Origin of the sequence: Arthrobacter stackebrandtii, from assembly GCF_017876675.1 — a bacterium.
Lineage (GTDB): Bacteria > Actinomycetota > Actinomycetes > Actinomycetales > Micrococcaceae > Specibacter > Specibacter stackebrandtii.
In genome coordinates this window covers 3,794,923-3,813,046 of sequence record NZ_JAGIOI010000001.1, presented here as the reverse complement: position 1 = coordinate 3,813,046, position 18,124 = coordinate 3,794,923, and the positions used below count along the sequence as shown (strand labels likewise).

The 18,124-nt window shown below is 67.4% G+C and carries 16 protein-coding genes; 3 read left to right on the top strand and 13 right to left on the bottom strand.

Going from position 1 to position 18,124, the window contains the following annotated elements; all coding sequences use genetic code 11:
- Positions 1–50: 50 nt before the first annotated feature.
- Complete coding sequence (locus JOF48_RS16695) at positions 51–821, top strand: ABC transporter permease (RefSeq protein WP_209682517.1); 771 nt, start codon at positions 51–53, stop codon at positions 819–821.
- Here the strand turns inward: JOF48_RS16695 and JOF48_RS16690 are convergent.
- Together JOF48_RS16690 and polA are read right to left on the bottom strand one after the other, a co-directional pair.
- Positions 818–2,161 (bottom strand): GNAT family N-acetyltransferase, encoded by a 1,344-nt coding sequence (locus JOF48_RS16690; RefSeq protein WP_209682514.1) that lies wholly within the window; start codon positions 2,159–2,161, stop codon positions 818–820. The two genes, JOF48_RS16695 and JOF48_RS16690, sit on opposite strands and share 4 nt — an antisense overlap.
- A 15-nt stretch (positions 2,162–2,176) precedes the next feature.
- A complete protein-coding gene (polA, locus tag JOF48_RS16685) occupies positions 2,177–4,831 on the bottom strand; it encodes a DNA polymerase I (protein ID WP_281068088.1) in 2,655 nt (884 codons plus the stop codon).
- A gap of 115 nt (positions 4,832–4,946) precedes the next feature.
- On the opposite strand from polA, the gene JOF48_RS16680 reads away from it, so the two are divergent.
- A complete protein-coding gene (locus tag JOF48_RS16680) occupies positions 4,947–5,405 on the top strand; it encodes a hotdog fold thioesterase (protein ID WP_209682510.1) in 459 nt (152 codons plus the stop codon).
- A gap of 159 nt (positions 5,406–5,564) precedes the next feature.
- Here JOF48_RS16680 and JOF48_RS16675 read toward each other — a convergent pair whose 3' ends face one another.
- Together JOF48_RS16675 and JOF48_RS16670 are read right to left on the bottom strand one after the other, a co-directional pair.
- Positions 5,565–5,819: a hypothetical protein gene (locus tag JOF48_RS16675; protein WP_209682508.1), complete on the bottom strand. Its 255-nt coding sequence runs from the start codon at positions 5,817–5,819 to the stop codon at positions 5,565–5,567.
- Positions 5,816–7,207: an inorganic phosphate transporter gene (locus tag JOF48_RS16670; protein ID WP_342591283.1), complete on the bottom strand. Its 1,392-nt coding sequence runs from the start codon at positions 7,205–7,207 to the stop codon at positions 5,816–5,818. Before JOF48_RS16670 ends, JOF48_RS16675 begins: the two co-directional genes overlap by 4 nt.
- Positions 7,208–7,500: 293 nt before the next feature.
- Here JOF48_RS16670 and JOF48_RS16665 point away from each other — a divergent pair, with 293 nt between their 5' ends.
- Positions 7,501–8,502, top strand: coding sequence for a pirin family protein (locus JOF48_RS16665; RefSeq protein ID WP_209682503.1), 1,002 nt, complete (start codon positions 7,501–7,503; stop codon positions 8,500–8,502).
- A gap of 98 nt (positions 8,503–8,600) precedes the next feature.
- Here JOF48_RS16665 and JOF48_RS16660 read toward each other — a convergent pair whose 3' ends face one another.
- From JOF48_RS16660 to JOF48_RS16620, 9 genes are all read right to left on the bottom strand, one after another.
- Positions 8,601–9,644 carry an LLM class flavin-dependent oxidoreductase gene (locus JOF48_RS16660; RefSeq protein ID WP_209682500.1) on the bottom strand — a complete coding sequence of 348 codons (1,044 nt, stop codon included), beginning with the start codon at positions 9,642–9,644 and terminating at the stop codon, positions 8,601–8,603.
- Between the two features lie 152 nt (positions 9,645–9,796).
- The gene (locus JOF48_RS16655) at positions 9,797–11,038 is read right to left on the bottom strand and encodes a pyridoxal phosphate-dependent aminotransferase (protein WP_209682498.1); all 1,242 of its coding nucleotides are present in this window, start codon (positions 11,036–11,038) and stop codon (positions 9,797–9,799) included.
- A 107-nt stretch (positions 11,039–11,145) separates the two neighbouring features.
- Positions 11,146–11,862 carry an ABC transporter permease gene (locus JOF48_RS16650; protein ID WP_425353744.1) on the bottom strand — a complete coding sequence of 239 codons (717 nt, stop codon included), beginning with the start codon at positions 11,860–11,862 and terminating at the stop codon, positions 11,146–11,148.
- Positions 11,780–12,949, bottom strand: coding sequence for an ABC transporter ATP-binding protein (locus JOF48_RS16645; protein ID WP_245346585.1), 1,170 nt, complete (start codon positions 12,947–12,949; stop codon positions 11,780–11,782). The genes JOF48_RS16650 and JOF48_RS16645 overlap by 83 nt, the downstream gene beginning before the upstream one ends.
- Positions 12,950–13,144: 195 nt before the next feature.
- Positions 13,145–14,095 (bottom strand): permease prefix domain 1-containing protein, encoded by a 951-nt coding sequence (locus tag JOF48_RS16640; protein ID WP_209682493.1) that lies wholly within the window; start codon positions 14,093–14,095, stop codon positions 13,145–13,147.
- Positions 14,092–14,469, bottom strand: coding sequence for a PadR family transcriptional regulator (locus JOF48_RS16635; protein WP_209682490.1), 378 nt, complete (start codon positions 14,467–14,469; stop codon positions 14,092–14,094). Before JOF48_RS16635 ends, JOF48_RS16640 begins: the two co-directional genes overlap by 4 nt.
- A 151-nt stretch (positions 14,470–14,620) precedes the next feature.
- Positions 14,621–15,664 (bottom strand): LLM class flavin-dependent oxidoreductase, encoded by a 1,044-nt coding sequence (locus JOF48_RS16630; RefSeq protein ID WP_209682488.1) that lies wholly within the window; start codon positions 15,662–15,664, stop codon positions 14,621–14,623.
- A 99-nt stretch (positions 15,665–15,763) separates the two neighbouring features.
- Complete coding sequence (locus JOF48_RS16625; protein ID WP_209682485.1) at positions 15,764–16,144, bottom strand: VOC family protein; 381 nt, start codon at positions 16,142–16,144, stop codon at positions 15,764–15,766.
- Positions 16,145–16,212: 68 nt separating this feature from the next.
- Complete coding sequence (locus JOF48_RS16620; protein WP_209682482.1) at positions 16,213–18,027, bottom strand: long-chain-fatty-acid--CoA ligase; 1,815 nt, start codon at positions 18,025–18,027, stop codon at positions 16,213–16,215.
- Between the last annotated feature and the right edge of the window lie 97 nt (positions 18,028–18,124).

Sequence of the window (18,124 nt, the reverse complement as noted above, 5' to 3'; positions counted from 1 at the left end):
CCCCGCCCCTCGCCTGCCGCACCGTGCCCGGGGTTGCCATAATGGCACTTGTGAACGGTTCAACACTCCTGGTCCTGGGCCCCCGCGCCTGGATCCTGCTTGCCGTGCTGCTGTGCCTGGCCGCCGTGGTGTGGCGCACTGCACTGGGGCGCTCCCCGGCACAGATGCTGCTGGCCGGCACCCGGGCACTCATCCAGCTCGCCGCCGTCGCCCTCGCCATTGGCTGGCTGTCCGGCAGGGGCACCCTGGCTTTTGCGTTTGTGGCGCTGATGTTCGTGGTGGGTGTGTGGACTTCGGGCCGCAGGGTGGCGCCGGAGGGGCGGTGGTGGCTGGCGGCCGTGCCACTGGCCGCCGGCGTTGTTCCGACGGCGGCGCTCCTGTTGGCCTTTGGCGTGCTGCCGCTCAGCGCGCTGGCCGTCATTGCCGTGGTTGGCCAGCAGATCGGCGGGGCCATGTCCACCGTCACCCTCGCCGGGCGGCGGATCCGTGACGAGCTGGCGCTGCGCAACGGCGAGGTCGAGGCCGCGGTGGCCCTGGGTTTTCAATGGCCGGCCGCCCGCTCCATGGTGGCCCGGCCCGTGGCGGGCGAGGCGGTGCTGCCCGCCATCGACCAGACCCGCACCGCCGGGCTGGTGACGCTGCCCGGCGCGTTTGTGGGCATGATCCTGGGCGGCGCGGAGCCCCTCGATGCAGGCCTGATCCAGCTGCTGGTGTTGGTCTCCCTCCTGCTCGTGAACGCCTGCGCCGCCTCAGTCACGCTGTGGCTTGGCTGCCGCGGGGCGTGGCATGCCGCCGGCCGGGGCGGCCTGCCTGGGCCCTAGAAGGAGGTCAGGCAGTGCGGCGAAACACTCGCGGCGAAAAGCGAGTCAAAGTCCGCGACGGCGCCGGCTTCCTCTTCACGGATGCGGCCCGCTGCCTGCAGGGTGCGGGCACTGACGCCGCCCAGGTAGAGGCTGGAGAGTTCGCTGACGCCCATGCTGAGCCCGGCCGTGACGGAACCGTCCTCCGGGCAGCGGGTCACGGTGGCCTTGCCGTGCACGATCTCGATGCGGAAGATGCCGGAGGCGTGCCCCAGCGGGTCCCCCACATGGATGGCGACCTGTCCGTCCACGGCGTACTCGCGTGCGGCGAGGGCCCCGGGCGTGTCCAGGATGCGCAGCCACAGGTGGTCTTCCGTGCCGGTGCGCTTGTACAGCCGCTTGGCCGCCATGGCCCATTCCAGCGGGTCGACCACCGGCGCCATGCCCCATTTGACGACGTCGATCAGGTCCAGGGAGCCAAGGAAGTTCCAGAGCGCCAGGTAGGCGGCGTCCGTTGCGGCGAGCAGGTCCACAATTTCCACGGCGGAACGGCCGCTGTCCTGGACAGGCTTGTAGGTCACATAGCCGTCAACAGCTCCCTCCGCGTCGTAGTGCAGTGCGGCCCGGATGTTCTTCACCGGATCCAGGGCACCGTAGTTGCCCTGCCCGGATGAGGAGAGCCGGTACATGTCGTGGCGTCCGATCGAGCCGTAGCTGGCGCCGTGGACCCGGGCAAAAATCCCGTCGTGCAAGTCCCGGACCACGGTGGGGTCGGCAATCTCCACCACGCCCTGGGACGCCGCTGCGGGCACGATGAACTCGAGCCCGCCCTTGACGGTCACCTCGATGTCGCAGGCGTGGGTGGCGACGCCAAAGCCGAAACGCCCGTAAATGGTGGCTTCCGACGCCGTCAGCGCCGCGATGGGAATGCCGGCCGCCTTCGCCTGGGCCAGGTCCGAGCCCATCATGGCGCGGAGCAGGCCCCGGCGGCGGTGGCTGGGCCGCACGGTCACGGCGGTGATCTGGTGGACCGGCAGCAGGGTGCCTGCCCCCACATTCAGGCCCTTGCGGTGGTAGGCGTAGGTGGCGACGGGGTATTCAATGCCCCAGGCACCTGCCGGCGCGGCCGAATCCTTGAGGTAGGCGCCAGTGCACATGCGCCCGTCCACCTCCTCGGACGCGACGTACTTTGCCGCTTCTTCCGCCGAGGTGGCATCCCCGTGGAAGCCCAGGGAGACGGCCTGCTGCCAGGCAGCCACTTCCTCCGGCACCTTCCCCTCCGCCAGGCGCGAGGGAAAGGTGCGCAGTTCGTAGGGGAATGACCGGGGGTTGCGGCTGTGCGTGCTGTGTTCGCTGCTCATGGATTCTCCTGGTCCCTAGTGTCCGGCGTCGTTCCAGCTGGCGCCGACGCCGACCTGGACTTCCAGGGGCACCTGCAGCTGTGCGGCGGCCCCCATTTGCTCAATGACAAGTGCCTTGACAGCGTCAAGCTCACCGGGCCAGATCTCCAGGATCAATTCATCATGGACCTGGAGCAGCATCCGGGAATTGAGCTCTTTGGCCTTCAGCTGGGCGTCGACGCCCAGCATGGCCCGCTTGATGATGTCGGCGGCGGAACCCTGGATGGGCGAGTTCAGCGCCACCCGTTCCGCGAGCTCGCGCAGCTGCCGGTCGGTGCTGGCCAAATCCGGCAGGTAGCGCCGGCGGCCCTCGATGGTTGAGGTGTAGCCGTCGATGCGGGCCTGTTCCACGACGCCGCGCAGGTAGTCGCGCACGCCGCCGAACCGGTCGAAGTAGTCCTTGACGAGGGTGCGGGCCTCGTCCACGGAGATCTCCAGCTGCTTGGACAGCCCGAAGCTGGTGAGCCCGTAGGCCAGGCCGTACGACATGGCCTTGACCTTGGAGCGCATGGCGGAGGTGACGTCTTCGGGGGCGACGCCGAACACGTGCGATCCCACGTAGCGGTGCAGGTCCTCGCCCTCGGCATAGGCCTGGATCAGGCCGGCATCGCCGGAGAGGTGCGCCATGATGCGCATTTCGATCTGCGAGTAGTCCGCCGCGAGCAGGCACTCGTAGCCCTCGCTCACCACGAAGATGTCGCGGACGCGGCGGCCCTCTTCGGTGCGCACGGGGATGTTCTGCAGGTTCGGGTTGTTGGAGGACAGGCGCCCGGTGGCGGCAACATTTTGCGCGTAGGTGGTGTGGATGCGGCCGTCGTCGGCCACCGATTTCTTCAGCGTCTCCACCATCTGCTTGAGCTTGGACGCCTCGCGGTGCGCCATGAGCTGGGCAAGGAACTCGTGCCCGGTCTTCTCCAGCAGCGCCTTCAGCGAGGCGGCGTCGGTGGTGTAGCCGGTCTTGATTTTCTTCGTCTTGGGCAGCCCCAGCTCCTCGAACAGGACTTCCTGGAGCTGCTTCGGCGAGCCGAGGTTCACCTCGTGCCCGATCGCGGCAAAGGCCGCCTCCTGCGCGGCGTTCATGGCCGCCGTGAAGTCGGAGAGCAGCGTGGCGAGGCGCTCCTGCGAGATGTCGATGCCCGTCAGTTCCATCTGGGCCAGCACGGCCGCCAGGGGAAGTTCGAGCCCGGTGAGCAGTCCGTCGGCGCCGCGCTCGGCAAGCATGGGGGCGAAGTGTTCACTGAGCAGCAGGGCCACGTAGCCGCGCTGGACGGCGTCGGCGAAGCGGGAATCCCCCTCCAGGCCGAGGTCGAGCTGGCCGGAGTCCTTGCCGCCGGCCTCGAAGGTGACCTTCAGGTGCACCTGGCTGAGTTCAGGCAGCTCGTAGCTGCGGCGGTCGGGCTGGATCAGGTATCCGGACAGCGAGGTGTCATCCACCACCCCGCCCAGGTCCAGTCCGCGGACGGACAGCGCCTTGAGCGCCTCCTTGTACTCGTGCACCACCTTGGGTGCATCCGAGGACAGCCAGGCGGCCAGTGCGGTTTCCAGCTCCGCGTCCGCGGTGCCGAGGTCAACCACGACGGCGGATTCCTTGCGCACCAGCGCCACGGCCACGGCCTCGTGTGCCAGGCCCGCCTTTTCGCTGAGCACGTCCACGGCGGCCAGTTCTCCGTTGGCCCCGGCGCCCAGCCAGGCCCCGAGCGCGGCAGCATCGGATACCACCTGGTGGGCGGGCACCTCGTGCCCCTCGCCGTCGTCGGCGGCTTCCTCCTCGCCGAACAGGTCGAAGAGGCGCTTGCGCAGGGTGTTGAACTGGAGTGCGTCGAAGAGTTCCTCCACGGCCTCGCGGTCCGGGGCCTGCAGCACGGTGTCGTTGATGGCTACCGGCAGCTCCATGTCACGGAGCAAATGATTCAGTCGCCGGTTGCGCACGACGTCGTCCACGTGGGCGCGCAGCGACTCGCCGACCTTGCCGCCGATCGAGTCGATGTTTTCCATGATGCCGTCCAGGCTGCCGTACTGCTTGAGCCACTTGGCAGCCGTCTTGGGGCCCACGCCGGGCACGCCGGGCAGGTTGTCGGCGGTTTCGCCCACGAGCGCGGCAAGGTCAGAGTAGCGGTTGGGCGGCACAAAGTACTTTGTCTCCACGGCCTCGGCGTCCATGGGCGGGATGTCGGAGATGCCCTTTTTCGGGTACAGGACCAGCACCTTGTCGGTGATGAGCTGGAAGGCGTCACGGTCGCCGGAGACCACGAGGACGTCCCAGCCGGCGGCCTCGCCCTGGGTGGAGAGGGTGGCGATGATGTCGTCGGCCTCGAAGCCGTCCACGGAGATGGTGGGGATGCGCATGGCCTCCATGACCTTGATGATCAGGTCAATCTGGCCGTAGAACTCCTCGGGGGTCTTGTTGCGCCCGCCCTTGTACTCCGTGTACTCAAGGGAGCGGAACGTGGGCGTGTCCAGGTCAAAGGCCACCACCACGTGGGTGGGCCTTTGCTGGCGGATCATGGTCAGCAGCATCGAGGTGAAGCCGTGCACGGCGTTCGTGTGCTGGCCGGTGTCGGTGGCGAAGTTTTCCGGCGGCAGCGCGTAGAAGGCGCGGAAGGCCATGGAGTGGCCGTCGATGACCAGCATGCGGGGTGTTTGACCGTCCGGGATCCCGCTGTCGGGTCCGGCGTTCGGGGTGGTTGCAACAGTGGTCTGGGGGGCCGTCTTGGCAGAATCACTCACAGGTGCAAGCCTAGTCACCATGAGCGATAAATTCACACCGCACCCCCGATCAACCGAACTTCTCGCCGCGGGCATCCCCGCCGAGTACCATTCCCTGCTGGGCCACCACGGTGTGGGCACCCTGGTGGAGAAGATGGGGATCGTGTTCACCCACATGTCCGTCGAGAAAATGGTGGCCACCATGCCGGTGGACGGCAACACCCAGGTGACGGGCCTGCTGCACGGCGGCGCCCACGTGGTCCTGGCCGAAACACTGGGCTCCTTCGCCGCAGCCTTCCACGCCGGACCGCGCGCCAAGGTGGTGGGCATTGAGATCAATGCCACGCACCACCGCGGCATCTCCGCCGGCCTGGTCACCGGCACCGCCGTCCCGGTCCACCTGGGCCGCACCCTCGCCACACACGAGGTGGTCATGACCAACGAGGCCGGCCAGCGCCTGTCCACCTGCCGCATCACCAACATGATCCTGGCTTCCTGAGCCGGCCCTTCATGGGGCCGCACCCGCCGGCGCCGCTCCCCCGCCTGCCTGCCCCAGCGCTTCGTTAAATGGCCGACGCCGGGCACCTGCCTTCCGGTTCAAGCGGAAGGCAGGTGCCCGGCGTCGTTCACGGACGAAGCACCCGGCAAGGTGCGGCGCCTAGAAGATGTTGCCCAGGATCGTGCCGGCGGCCTTGCTCAGCGCGGGCACAATCAGGATGATGCCGGCGGCAACGGCGAGCACGCAGAAGCCGAAGCACACGTAGGAGCCCCACTTGGCAAAGTGGTTGATGCGGCCGTCGTCGTCCCCGCTGACGGCAGTGAAGCGCACGCCCAGGGAGTACATGGTGACGACGAAGCCGGCGCTGATCAGGGTGGTCAGCGCGACCGTGACAAATCCAAACCAGTCAATCATTTCTTCCCCTTCTTGGCGGATTCCTTGGCCTTGGGCTTGGGTGAATCCGTGGCGTGCTCGGCCGCCTTGGTCATGGCCTTCAGGACGGCCGTGTCGGCGCGGTCCAGGGCGTTCTGTGCCGCGGCACGGATGGCGTCCGTCTCCGCAGCCTTGCGGGCAGCCTTTTCGGCGACCTTCTGTGCGGCGCGGGCCTTGGCGGCGAGGCGGTCGCGCTCCTTCTTGGAAGGAATGTGCAGGGCCTCGCCCACGGCGTCGACATCGCTGATGGCGTTGCTGTGGTCCACGACCTCACGCTGGGAGATGATGAACATGGTCAGGATGGCACCCAAGCCCAGGACGGCGACGATGACGAAGCCGACGGTGCCGGTGCGGATCAGCAGGGCGGCCAGGCCACCCACGAGGGCGGCGGCCGGCAGCGTGAACAGCCAGGCAATGGCGATCTTGCCGATGGCGCCCCAGCGGACGGTGGAACCCTTGCGGCCGAGGCCGGAGCCGATCACGGAACCGGAGGCGACGTGGGTGGTGGAGAGGGCGAAGCCAAGGTGGCTGGACGCCAGGATCGCGGCGGCGGTGCTGGTCTCCGCGGCGAAACCCTGTGCGGGCTTGACGTCGGTGAGGCCGGAGCCGAGCGTGCGGATGATGCGCCAGCCGCCGGCGTAGGTGCCGCCGGCGATCGCGAGGGCACAGGTGGCGATGACCCAGAAGTGCGGGCCGGTGCCGGCCTGCTGGAGACCGGATGCCACGAGGACCAGGGTGATGACACCCATGGTCTTCTGGGCGTCATTGGTGCCGTGCGCCAGGGCCACAAGCGAGGAGCTGAAGACCTGGCCGCGGCGGAAGCCGCCGCGTTTCTGGGTCAGCTTGTCGCCGGAGTCCGGATCGGAGCGGCGCGTGATGCCATAGGCAAGCTTGGTGCAAAGGAACGCCACAAGTCCGGCAATCGTGGGGGCAAGGATGGCGGGAAGCAGGACCTTGGAGACCACGACGGCAAAGTTGACGGCACCCAGGGACCAGGTGCCGACGATGGCGGCGCCGATCAGGCCGCCGAACAGTGCGTGGGAGGAGCTGGACGGCAGGCCCAGCAGCCAGGTGAACAGGTTCCACAACACGGCGCCCATCAACCCGGCGAAGATCATCTCCGGCGTGATGGCGACACCGTTGGGCCCGCCCTCGTTGATGATGCCCCCGGAAATGGTCTTGGCCACCTCGGTGGAGAGGAAGGCGCCCACAAGGTTCAGGATCGCGGCCAGGGCCACAGCCGTCTTGGGCTTGATGGCACCGGTGGCAATGGGGGTTGCCATGGCGTTGGCTGTGTCGTGAAAGCCGTTTGTAAAGTCAAAGAAAAGGGCCAGTGCTATGACTAGCACGACCATGAAGGTGAGATCCACCCGCGATCCAATCTAGAGGGGGCAAAAGCAAGACAGCGAAAATTTGGTTGTAAGGGTGCGTGCCGCTCGATCCGGCCTTTCGGCATGCAGGCGCACCCAACCGTTGTCATCCTACGACGATTTTGCCTCCCATGGTGTACGCGGCCCCGGCCTTTGGTTAACGGAAGGTTAACGCCGGGTGAACCGGGGCGGCGCCCGGAGGGGCTAGCATGAGCGCAAGAGCCCGTTCGGGCGGGGTGCACCGCCGCGCCCGCCCGCCGCGGGCCCGCCAAGAAATTGAAAGGAACCCTGCCATGAGCAACGTGGAAAACAACCCCGCAGAGCTGCTTTGCCCCAGCAATCCCGGCGATTCCGCGGCTGCCGTGGAGATCCTCTCGCCCCGGCTCGTCCCCCTCGGCGGGCCGCGCGCCATGACCGTGCGGCGCACCCTGCCCCAGCGGCGCCGCTCCCTGATCGGCGCCTGGTGTTTTGTTGATCACTATGGCCCGGACAACGTGGCCCACTCCCCCGGTATGGCCGTTCCGCCGCACCCGCACACGGGCCTGCAGACCATCAGCTGGCTGTTTTCCGGCGAGATCCAGCACGCCGACAGCGCCGGGCACCACGCCATGGTCCGCCCGGGCGAGTTGAACCTCATGACGGCCGGCCGGGGCATCAGCCACTCGGAGTACTCCACCGAAGGCACCACGGTCCTGCACGGCGTGCAGCTGTGGGCGGCCCTGCCTGAGGGGGCACGGTTCACCGAACCCGGATTCACCCACTACAGCCCCACACCCAAGGTGCTGCCGGGCGCCGTCGTCAGTGTTTTCATGGGGCGGGCTGCCGGGGAGCAGTCCCCTGTGGAGACGTTCACGCCCATGGTGGGCGCTGAAATCATGCTCGACGCCGGAGCCTCCCTGTCGCTCGACCTCGACCCGCGCTTTGAGCACGGCTTCCTGGTGGACGCCGGGACACTGGCGCTGGACGGCTCCCCCGTTGCCGCGGACGAGCTCGGGTACCTCGGGACAGGGCTGGGCCAGGTGGTGCTGGGCGCCGGGGATGCGCCGGTGCGGCTGCTGTTCATTGGCGGGGCGCCGCTGAATGAGTCGATCGTCATGTGGTGGAACTTTGTGGGCCGCAGCCACGAGGAGATTGTGGCGTTCCGGGCGGCCTGGCAGGCAGTGATCGGCGCGGAGCCGGCTGGCGTCTTTGACGACGTCACGAATTTCAGCCTGCCCGCCGGGCAGGTGGATGCCCCGCTGCCGGCCCCGGTCCTGCCCACCGTGGCGCTGAAGCCGCGGTCCAACCCGAGCTGACGCCGCAACCGGATGCGCCGCGAACCCGCAACCTGTGCCCTGGGGCGCACATTGCGGTTCCGCGGCGGGCGGCCTCGTGATGGTCCGCGGGCGGGGTGTCAGCCCTTGGCGAGGTTTTCGCGCACGCGCGGGGCAACTTCCGTGGCGTAGAGCTCGATGCTCTTCATCATGGCCTCGTGCGGGAGCGTGCCGTGGCTGTACTTGAGGTCGAACCGGGACAGCCCCAGCGCCTTGGCCACCGTGGTGATCTTGTTGGCCACGGTTTCCGGCGACCCCACCATGAGCGCGCCGCGCGGGCCCGCAGTCGCGTTGAACTCCGAGCGGCTCAGGGGCGGCCAGCCCCGGTCGCGGCCGATGCGGTTGTGCATGGCGGCGTAGTGCGGCCACAGCTCCTCCAGGGCCTGCTCGTCAGTTTCGGCAATGTGGCCGGGTGAGTGGACGCCGATGGGCTGTTCCGGCTGGCCGAATTCCTTCAGCGCACGGTGGTACAGCTCGGCGAACGGGGCAAACTGCAGCGGCTCCCCGCCAATGATGGCCAGCATGAGCGGCATGCCGTAGTGTGCGGCGCGGACCACCGACTGGGGGCTTCCGCCGACCGCCACCCACGATTTCAGCGTGCCGGACTCGGTGTGCGGGTAGACCATCTGGCTGTGCAGGGCCGGGCGGGTGTTGCCGCTCCAGCTGACGGGGCCCTGCTTGCGCAATTCGTTGAACAGCTCCAGCTTCTCCTCGAACAGCTCCTCGTAATTGGCCAGGTCGAAGCCGAACAGCGGGAAGGACTCAGTAAAGGACCCCCTGCCCAGGATGACCTCGGCGCGGCCGGAGGAAACGGCGTCGAGCGTGGAAAATCGCTGGAAGACGCGGATGGGGTCATCGGAGCTGAGCACCGTCACGGCCGAGCCCAGGCGGATGCGCTCCGTCTGCCCGGCAATGGCTGAGAGGACCATGTCCGGGGCGGAGATGGCGAAGTCGTCGCGGTGGTGTTCCCCGACGCCGAAGTAGTCCAGTCCCAGCCTGTCGGCCAGGACAGCCTGCTCGACGACGTCGCGAATCACGTGTGCGGCGGGCTTGGGATCGCCGTTGGCATCATTGGTGATGTCGCCGAAGGTGTCCAGTCCGAGCTCAAGGTTGCCATGTGCCATGGTTGCCTCCCTTTCCTAAAGAATATGCATTTGCATCTAGTTGGGGAACTGGCAGGGCCGGAAATCTATTCCCGCAGCCGGTCCGTGCCGCTGCGGCCGACCCGGGCCCGGGCACTTGTCCGGGTCCCGGGACCGTTGCTGCTGCGAGGAGGCTAGTGCTGGACCGCGGCGAGGGCGGCCTTGCTGCGGTAGACGGACAGGAATGCCGAGATGCGCCGGACGGCCTCCTCGATGTCGCTGACCGAAGGCAGGATGACGAAGCGGAAGTGGTCGGGCGTGGGCCAGTGGAAGGCCGTCCCGTGCGAGACCAGGATCTTCTGGTCCTCCAGCAGGTCAATGACGAACTTCTCGTCGGATTCGATCGGGTACATGTCCGGATCCAGCTTGACGAACAGGTACATGGCGCCGGCCGCGGGCACGCAGGAGACGCCTGGAAGGCCATTGAGCAGGCGCGAGGCGAGGTCGCGCTGCTCGCGGAGCCGTCCGCCCGGCTTGGTGAGGTCGTTGATGCTCTGGTAGCCGCCGAGCGAGGTTTGGATGGCGTGCTGGGCCGGGACATTGGAGCACAGCCGGAGCGAGGCAATGAGCTCCAGGGACTCCTTGAACCCGGCCATTGCGGCGCGCGGTCCCGACAGTGCCACCCAGCCGGCACGGTAGCCGGGCATGCGGTATGCCTTGGACAGGCCGCTGAAGGTGAGGGTTGCGACGTCGTCGGACAGGGAAGCCATGTGGATGTGGCTGCGGCCGTCGTAGATGATTTTCTCGTAGATCTCATCGGCGAAGATGACCAGGTCATGCTTGCGGGCCAGTTCCACAAACTTTTCCAGAATGTGGCGCGGGTAGACGGCGCCCGTGGGGTTGTTGGGGTTGATGATGACGACGGCGCGCGTCTGCGGCGTGATTTTTGCCTCGACGTCGGCCATGTCCGGCCACCACTCGTTGTCCTCGTCGCACAGGTAGTGGACGGGGACGCCGCCGGTGAGCGTGACGGAGGCGGTCCAGAGCGGGTAGTCGGGGGCCGGGATGAGGACCTCGTCGCCGTTCTCCAGGAACGCCTGCAGGGTCATGGAGATCAGTTCGCTGACGCCATTGCCCACGAAGATGTCGTCCACGCCAATGGTCATCAGGCCCTTGGTCTGGTAGTACTGCGAGATGGCGGTGCGGGCGGAGAAGATGCCCTTCGAATCACTGTAGCCCTGGGCGCCGCGCAGGTGGTGGATCATGTCCACCACAATGGATTCGGGCGCCTCGAGGCCGAACGGGGCGGTGTCGCCCAGGTTCATGCGCAGGATCCGGTGCCCCTCCGCCTCCATCTTTTGGGCCGCATGCAGGATGGGGCCGCGAAGTTCGTACCGGACGTTGGCTAGTTTGCTGGAATGTTGCATGGGGCGCATGCCTTCCATCTTCACATATGCACCGCCGCAAATGCCGATCCCGTCCGCATGGCGGCATGGCCCGGCCCACGCATCCAGGATGCACGGGCCGGCGTGCGCCGTTCGGGCTACAGCGCGCGCTGGTAGATCCGGAATGCACGCGCGGCAAGCCAGGTCATGACCACGGCCAGTGCGGCGAGCAGCCCCAGCGGTCCCCACACCGCACCCCAGTCGGGAGCCGCCTGCAGCGCACCCCGCCCGGCCGCCACGGCCCATTCAAAGGGGTTGAACCGCGCCACCTCCCGCACCCAGGCGGGCGAAAGCGCGGTGTCCATGATGGCCGAGCTGAGGAACATCAGCGGAAAGGCGATGACCTGCGAGATCGCAATCAGCGCGGTCTGCGCCTTGGCGAGCAGCGCCATCCCGTTGGAGAACGCGGCAAAAACGTTCGTCAGCAGCACAGCGGACAGGAGGAGGACGGCGATTCCCGGCCAGCCGCCGTCGAACCTGGCACCGGCAAGCCAGGCCACCCCCAGCACCACCAGCGTCTGCAGGACCGTGAGCACCGACTGGTAGAGCATGGTGGCCACGATCATGGCGCCGCGGCTGGCAGGAGAGGCGAGGAACCTGTCCATGACGCCGCGGTCCATGTCCTGGATGTACGACGTCCCGGCCCAGGCACTGCCGAACAGTGCCATCATCATCACAATGCCCGGTGTCAGGAACACGAGATAGCTGGAGCTTCCCCCGAATCCGGGAATCTCAACCACGGACTTGAACAGCTGTCCGAACAGCAGCAGCCAGATGATGGGCTGGACCAGGTTCATGGCGAGGAAGACGGGCATGCGCCGGAACGCGCGCAGCTGCCGGGCTGTGAGGGCCGCGGTGTGCGGGATGGCTGTGAGTGCGCTCATGCCGCCACCTCCGCTCCGCTGTTGGCGGCGCCGGCGCCCGCTCCCGTGCTGGCGGATCCGGCGGAGGAGGCGCGGCCGGTGTGGCGCAGGTAAACGTCGTCCAGGCTGGGGCGGGAGACAGTGGCGCAGGCAACGGCAATGCCGGCAGCACGGGCAGGGCCGCCGGGCCTGAATCCGCCCGGCCGCGCAGGAGACATCCGTCCGCGCTTTCCTCGCGGAGAAGCCCGACGCCGGCCATCACCTCCCGCGCCCTGGTCCCGTCCTGCACCGGTTGCGCCAGTTCGACCGTGACGGCATCGCCGTGGAGGGAGTCCTTCAACTCCCCCGGCGTGCCCTCGACCACGATCCGGCCGCGGTCCACGATGGCCAGGCGGCTGGCGAGCCGGTCGGCCTCCTCCAAATAGTGGGTGGTGAGCAGGACGGTCATCTCATCGGCGCCGGCCATGTTCTCCAGCTCGGCCCACATGTCGGCTCGGGCCTCGGGTTCCAGGCCGGTGGTGGGCTCGTCCAGGAAGAGCACCTGCGGCCGGTGCATCAGGCCGATGGCCACGTCCAGTTTCCGGGCCATTCCGCCGGAGTAGGTCTTGACCAGGCGGCCGGCGGCGTCCGTCAGGGAAAAGCGGTCGAGCAGCTCGGCGGCCCTGGCCTTGGCTTCTTGGGCGGAGAAGCCCTGCAGCCGGCCGGCGAGGACCAGGTTTTCGCGCCCGGTGTCCATGGGGTCGGAAACGGGCCTTTGGGCGACGAAGCCGATGGCGCGGCGGACGCGCCCGGGGTGGGAGCCGACGTCGTGCCCGGCTACGGTGGCCGTGCCGGAGTCTGCCGTGGAGAGGGTGGAGAGGATTTTCACGGTGGTGGACTTGCCGGCCCCGTTGGGGCCCAGCAGCCCGAAGATGGTGCCGGGTTCGACGCGGAAGCTGAGCCCGTCAAGAGCTTGTATTCTGGGTTTTCCGCGGCCGCCGGGGTAGCTTTTTCTCAGCTCCACGGCTTCGACGGCGGGCTGGATTTGGGTGTGTGCCATGGTTGGCTCCTTGCTTGGGAGCCTCCCGCGCAGGGCCGCGGCAGTAAACTGTGGTTGTGCCTTGAGTTCGCTGTGGCGAATCCCCGTGGTGGGAGACTCAATGGTTGGTGGCGGCCCGGATGCTCGAACATCCGGGCCGCCGTTTTGGGTATTTTCCTTCAATTGCGCAGGCGTTGATTGCGCCCATGTCGTGCCTTAGCTGTGCGGCACTTTTCCGGCAGTCCCGGCGCCGGCGCCCGGCCCTCCGGACGGGAACAGCATGCGGGCCAGGACGACCATGTGGACTGCCAGCCCGGCCAGCAGGGCCAGCCAGGAAATGCCGAAGCCCACCATGAAGCCAAGGCCTGCGAAGAGGCCAAAGGCAACGATCCAAATGACGGCCGAGTAGATGCCGAACCGCGCCGCCGCCACCGGATCCTGCGAGAACCTGTCCTGGCCCTGGTATTCCCGGGCCGCCTCGCGGACCCACGCCTTCTTTCTGTTGGTCTGGGTCGCGCCGAGGAAGGCGAACAGGACGATCGCCGCCACGACGCCAAGTGCGGCAAAGACAACCACCCAGACGGGCAGTGCGCCCAGGGCCACGAGTCCTCCAATGGCCAGGCCGTAAACGCCGAGCAGAGTGGCGAAAAAGTAGCCTCCGGCCCGGTCCTTGGAGACCGGATAGTTGGTTGTGGTCTCATGCGCCAGGGTGTCCCCCACTATCCAGGCCGCCCCGGTCGAGGCAAGGCCTGCAAGGCCGATGACGGGCCCGATGGGCAGCGGCAGCACCCCGGTGGCTCCCAGGACCATGAACAACAGCCCGGCAGCAATCACGATGGAGGCGATGACAACCCCGACCACGTAGGCGGGTTTCGGCCGCACGCGGTGGAGCGACCGGAAGTCCAGCGCCGCGGCGGGGGCGCTCGCCCCTGCCTGCGGTCCCGGGCCGGCCACCTCGCCCACGAGTTCCCGAATGTCGCCGAGTTCGTCCATGGCCTGGGCAGCCGCGGCATGCCCTTCCATGCCGCCGTCTGCCAGTTCGTCGACCCGGGCGGCGAGGTTGCCGCGGATCTCCTCCTTGAGGTCCTGGACTTCGGGGGTCATTGACACGCCGCCAAAGGCCTCGTCAAGGAGGCGGTGGATGCTGTGGTTGCCGGCGCTGCTCATGGTGTGCCGCCTTTCACGTTCAGAAGCTTGTTGATGATGTTCGCCGTGGCCGTCCAGTGCTGCACGTTTTGCTGGTAGACGGCACGGCCGGCGTCGGTGATGCGGTAGTACTTCCGGCGCCCACCCTGTGTTTCATCTCCCCAGCTGGCCTCGACGAGTCCGTCCTTCACCAGCCGGCGGTATGTGGCGTAAAGGGTGGCTTCCTTGATTTCATACGCTCCCCCGGTGGCATCCCGGATGGTCTTGTAGATCTCGAAGCCGTAGCTTTCCGCATCCCGGAGCACCCCGAGAACGATTGTGTCCGTGTGGCCCCGCAGCAGGTCCGCGGCAAACGGCTCAGTATGCTGCGGACTGATGTCTGGGTTCTTCACCATGACAACTACTGTATCTGATCAACTACTGTGATTGAAAGAGTTCCGGCAGAAATAATGTCAACAAAGGGCAGGCAGCCCCGATGGCACGGACGAACGAAGCGGGCGCCCCCGGGGCGCGTTCCGGATACCCAGAGCGGGCAGAGCCTCCGTGCTACTTCCTGGCGAGCAGCCGGTCCACGCGCGGCTTGACCTCCTGCGCCAGCAGCGTGATGGATTCCAGGAAGTGCTCCTGGGGCAGCCCGCCAATGTCGCTTTGCAGGAAGTGGCGCATGTGCCCCATGTGGCCGTGAAGGTCGACAATCCGACGTGCCACTTCATCCGGATCCCCAACATAGTAGGCTCCGGGAGCATCCGCCTGGGCGAGGTAGGCACCCCTGTCCGGGGCGGGCCAGCCGCGCAGCCGGCCCATTTCCACGCTGAGGTTGTGCCAGCCCGGGTAGAAGCGCTCCAGCGCCTCCTTCTTGGTGCGCGCCACCAGCCCCAGCGCCGCGACGGACACCTTGATGTTGGCGCCGCTGTGCCCGGCCTGGGCCGCCGACTGGCGATACAGTTCGGCCAGGGGCGCGAAGCGGTGCGGTGCGCCGCCAATAATGCCATAAGAAACGGGCAGCCCCAGCGCACCGGCCCGGGCGGACGACGCCGGGCTGCCGCCGGTTGCTATCCACACCGGCAGCTGCCCCTGCACCGGCCGGGGGACGACGGCAAGGTTGTCGATGGCGGGCCTGACGCTGCCGGACCAGCTCACATTCTCGCCCCCGGCGTTGTTGAGGGCCAGGAGCAGCTCCAGCTTTTCGGAGTACAGCCGGTCATAGTCGCGCAGTTCGTAGCCAAACAGCGGGAACGTTTCCACCGACGAACCGCGGCCCGCCGTGATTTCAATGCGCCCGCCGCCGGAGACGGCGTCGGCAGTGGCCATCTGCTGAAACACCCGCACGGGGTCGTCGGTGCTGATGATGCTGGCGGCGCTGCCCAGGATGATGTTTTTCGTTGCCGCGGAAGCGGCGGCCAGCATGGCCCCGGGGGATGACGCCGGCATGCTCACGGTGTGGTGCTCCCCCACGCCGAAGTAGTCGAGCCCCTGCTTGTCGGCGTGCACGATCGCATCAAAGAGGTTCCTGATGCCGCCGGCCGTGGCCTGGTGGGTTCCGTCGTCGTTCCGGGGTGTGTCGCCAAAGCTGTATGCGCCGATTTCCATGGTGCCTTCCAAGTTCATCCGTTCCGGCATCCGCACCGGCCCACGAAACTACGCGGTTTTACAGATCATATTTGAATCAGAAGATATCGGCAAGTAGCGCTACCCCTCAAGCACGCTGAGCACGTTCCCGGCGGGGTCCTTGAACCAGGCAATCAGCGGCCCGCCGCTGCGGAAGACGCCCTTGGCGTCGGTTTCGAGAGGTGTTCCCGCATAGTGCTCTAATTCGACGCCGGCCGCCGCCAGCGCATCAACCGCACCTTCGACGTCGGGCACGGGAAAGTTCAGGACCGTGAACGACGCCGGCTCATGGGCGGCGCCCTTCGGATACACCAGGACCGAGCCGCCGCCGGGCAGCAGGAGCCGCAGGTTGCCCATCTGATCCTGGGCCAGTTCAAGGCCCAGCGTCCCTCCGTAGAACCCCCGGGCGGCCTCGATGTCGTCCACGGAAAACCCGGCAAACGCCTTGCTGTTTTCAAACATTTCACGCACTTCCTTTCGGGTGGCCCCACCTGTTCCAGCGTAATCACCCGCGGCCGCCGCGAACAGGCCTACAGCAGCGGAAGCACCTGCTCCTTCACCTGCTTGCGCAGGACCTTGCCCAGCATGGATTTGGGCATTTCGGAGATGGCAACGACGCGGACGGGCACCTTGTAGCGTGCCAGCAGCCCCTTGCAGTGGTCCCGCAGGGCAGTTTCGTCCAGCTCGACGCCCGGATCAAGCACCACGGCGGCCACCACGATTTCACCGCCGCGCCCCGACTCCTGGCCGAAGACGGCGGCGTCCGCCACATCGGGATGCTGGCGCAGCACGGCTTCCACCTCGGACGGGGAGACGTTGAAGCCGCCGGTGATGACAAGCTCCTTCGCACGGTCGACGATGGTGGTGAACCCTTCGGCATTGACGGTGACGATGTCGCCCGTGCGCAGCCAACCATCCACCGTCAGTGTCCTGGCCGTCTCCTCCGGGTTGTTCCAGTATCCCTGGAAGACCTGCGGGCCCTTGAGCAGCAGCTCCCCCGGTTCGCCCTGGGCCACCTCCTCGGCGGGCCGGGCGCCGTCGTTCTCCCCGAGGGGCGCAACCACCTTCATGAGCGTCGAGGGGAACGGCACCCCGATGGTGCCGGCCTGGCGGGTTTCGGCGAAGGGGTTGCCGAGCGCCACCGGGGAGGATTCGGTCATGCCGTAGCCTTCCACAAGCAGGCCGCCGGAGACGGATTCCCAGAGCTCCACCACGTGGTCGGGCAGGTTCATGGCGCCGGAGATGCAGAATTTGCATGAGCGCAGGGAGATGCCCCGTTCCTTGGCGGCCAGGGCCGTGCGCTCGTAGATGGGCGGCACGGCGCAGTAGACCGTGGCTGGCGATTTTTTCATGGCGGCCAGCACAAGGGCGGTGTCGAACTTCGGGAACAGGACCAGCAGGCCCTGCTTGCGGATGCCGAACGTGAGGTAGAGCGTCATGCCAAAGGCGTGGAACATGGGCAGGACGGCGTACAGGACCTCCTTGCCCTTCCTGGCACCGTGCATCCATGCCTCGCCCTGCAGCGCATTGGAGTAGAGGTTGAAGTGGCTCAGCATGGCGCCCTTGGGGCGGCCGGTGGTGCCGGAGGTGTAGCCGATGACGGCGAGGTCCGTGACTGCCGGGCGCTGGTGGGCGGGGTCGATGGGACCAGCCGCGAGCAGTTGCCTCCAGGGCGTGGCGCCGGGGGCCTTGGCGGTAAGGGATGTCCGGGTGTCGCGCAGCTTCTTGACCGGCAGCCGCAGGGCCAGGCGCTTGACGGCCGGGAATTCGGCGAGCAGGTCCACGGCGATGATGTGCTCGACGGTGACGTCGGCCGGGAACTCCTGAAGAGCCGGGACCACCTTGTTCCAGGCAATGGCGACATGTGCCCCGTGGTCCTCAAACTGGTGGCGCAGTTCCCGGGAGGTGTACAGCGGGTTGTGTTCCACCACGACGGCGCCCAGCCGCAACACGGCGTAGAACGCCACGACGTGCTGCGGGCAGTTGGGCAGGATGAGGGCAACCCGGTCTCCCGCGCGGACACCCAGCTTGCGCAGGCCCTCGGCAGCGCGTGCCACCTGTTCCCCCAGGGACCGGTAGCTGGTGCGCCGGCCAAAGAACTCCATGGCGGGCAGTTCCCCGGCCTCCTCCACGGAACGCTCGAACATTTCCACGAGCGACTCCGTGGGCAGCTCGATCTCCGCCGGGACGCCGGGCTGGTAGTTCTTCACCCAGGGCTGCGGGACCGGGCCGGGCGCGGTGCCTGCCTGAGGATTGGGGGCGGCCCCTGCCGCGTTGCCGGCTGCCGCACCTGCGGCGTCGGAGGTCGGGGCGTTGCTGGCTTCGTGGTTTGCTTCTGGCTCCATGGTCCCATCCTGCCGCCTGTGCAGCGATTATGAAACTTGCCGCGCCCAGTGCTGGACGTGTGGGGGATGGCTGGCTAGCGTGGGGTCAACGGAACCG

Coding starts and splice junctions, on each gene's coding strand:
- JOF48_RS16690 (WP_209682514.1), bottom strand. CDS start 2,161: ATGAGCAGCGAACACAGCACGCACAGCCGCAACCCCCGGTCATTCCCC.
- polA (WP_281068088.1), bottom strand. CDS start 4,831: ATGCTGGTCATCGACGGCCACTCCATGGCCTTCCGCGCCTTCTACGCG.
- JOF48_RS16680 (WP_209682510.1), top strand. CDS start 4,947: ATGAGCGATAAATTCACACCGCACCCCCGATCAACCGAACTTCTCGCC.
- JOF48_RS16675 (WP_209682508.1), bottom strand. CDS start 5,819: ATGATTGACTGGTTTGGATTTGTCACGGTCGCGCTGACCACCCTGATC.
- JOF48_RS16665 (WP_209682503.1), top strand. CDS start 7,501: ATGAGCAACGTGGAAAACAACCCCGCAGAGCTGCTTTGCCCCAGCAAT.
- JOF48_RS16660 (WP_209682500.1), bottom strand. CDS start 9,644: ATGGCACATGGCAACCTTGAGCTCGGACTGGACACCTTCGGCGACATC.
- JOF48_RS16655 (WP_209682498.1), bottom strand. CDS start 11,038: ATGCGCCCCATGCAACATTCCAGCAAACTAGCCAACGTCCGGTACGAA.
- JOF48_RS16650 (WP_425353744.1), bottom strand. CDS start 11,862: ATGCCCGTCTTCCTCGCCATGAACCTGGTCCAGCCCATCATCTGGCTG.
- JOF48_RS16645 (WP_245346585.1), bottom strand. CDS start 12,949: ATGGCACACACCCAAATCCAGCCCGCCGTCGAAGCCGTGGAGCTGAGA.
- JOF48_RS16640 (WP_209682493.1), bottom strand. CDS start 14,095: ATGAGCAGCGCCGGCAACCACAGCATCCACCGCCTCCTTGACGAGGCC.
- JOF48_RS16635 (WP_209682490.1), bottom strand. CDS start 14,469: ATGGTGAAGAACCCAGACATCAGTCCGCAGCATACTGAGCCGTTTGCC.
- JOF48_RS16630 (WP_209682488.1), bottom strand. CDS start 15,664: ATGGAAATCGGCGCATACAGCTTTGGCGACACACCCCGGAACGACGAC.
- JOF48_RS16625 (WP_209682485.1), bottom strand. CDS start 16,144: ATGTTTGAAAACAGCAAGGCGTTTGCCGGGTTTTCCGTGGACGACATC.
- JOF48_RS16620 (WP_209682482.1), bottom strand. CDS start 18,027: ATGGAGCCAGAAGCAAACCACGAAGCCAGCAACGCCCCGACCTCCGAC.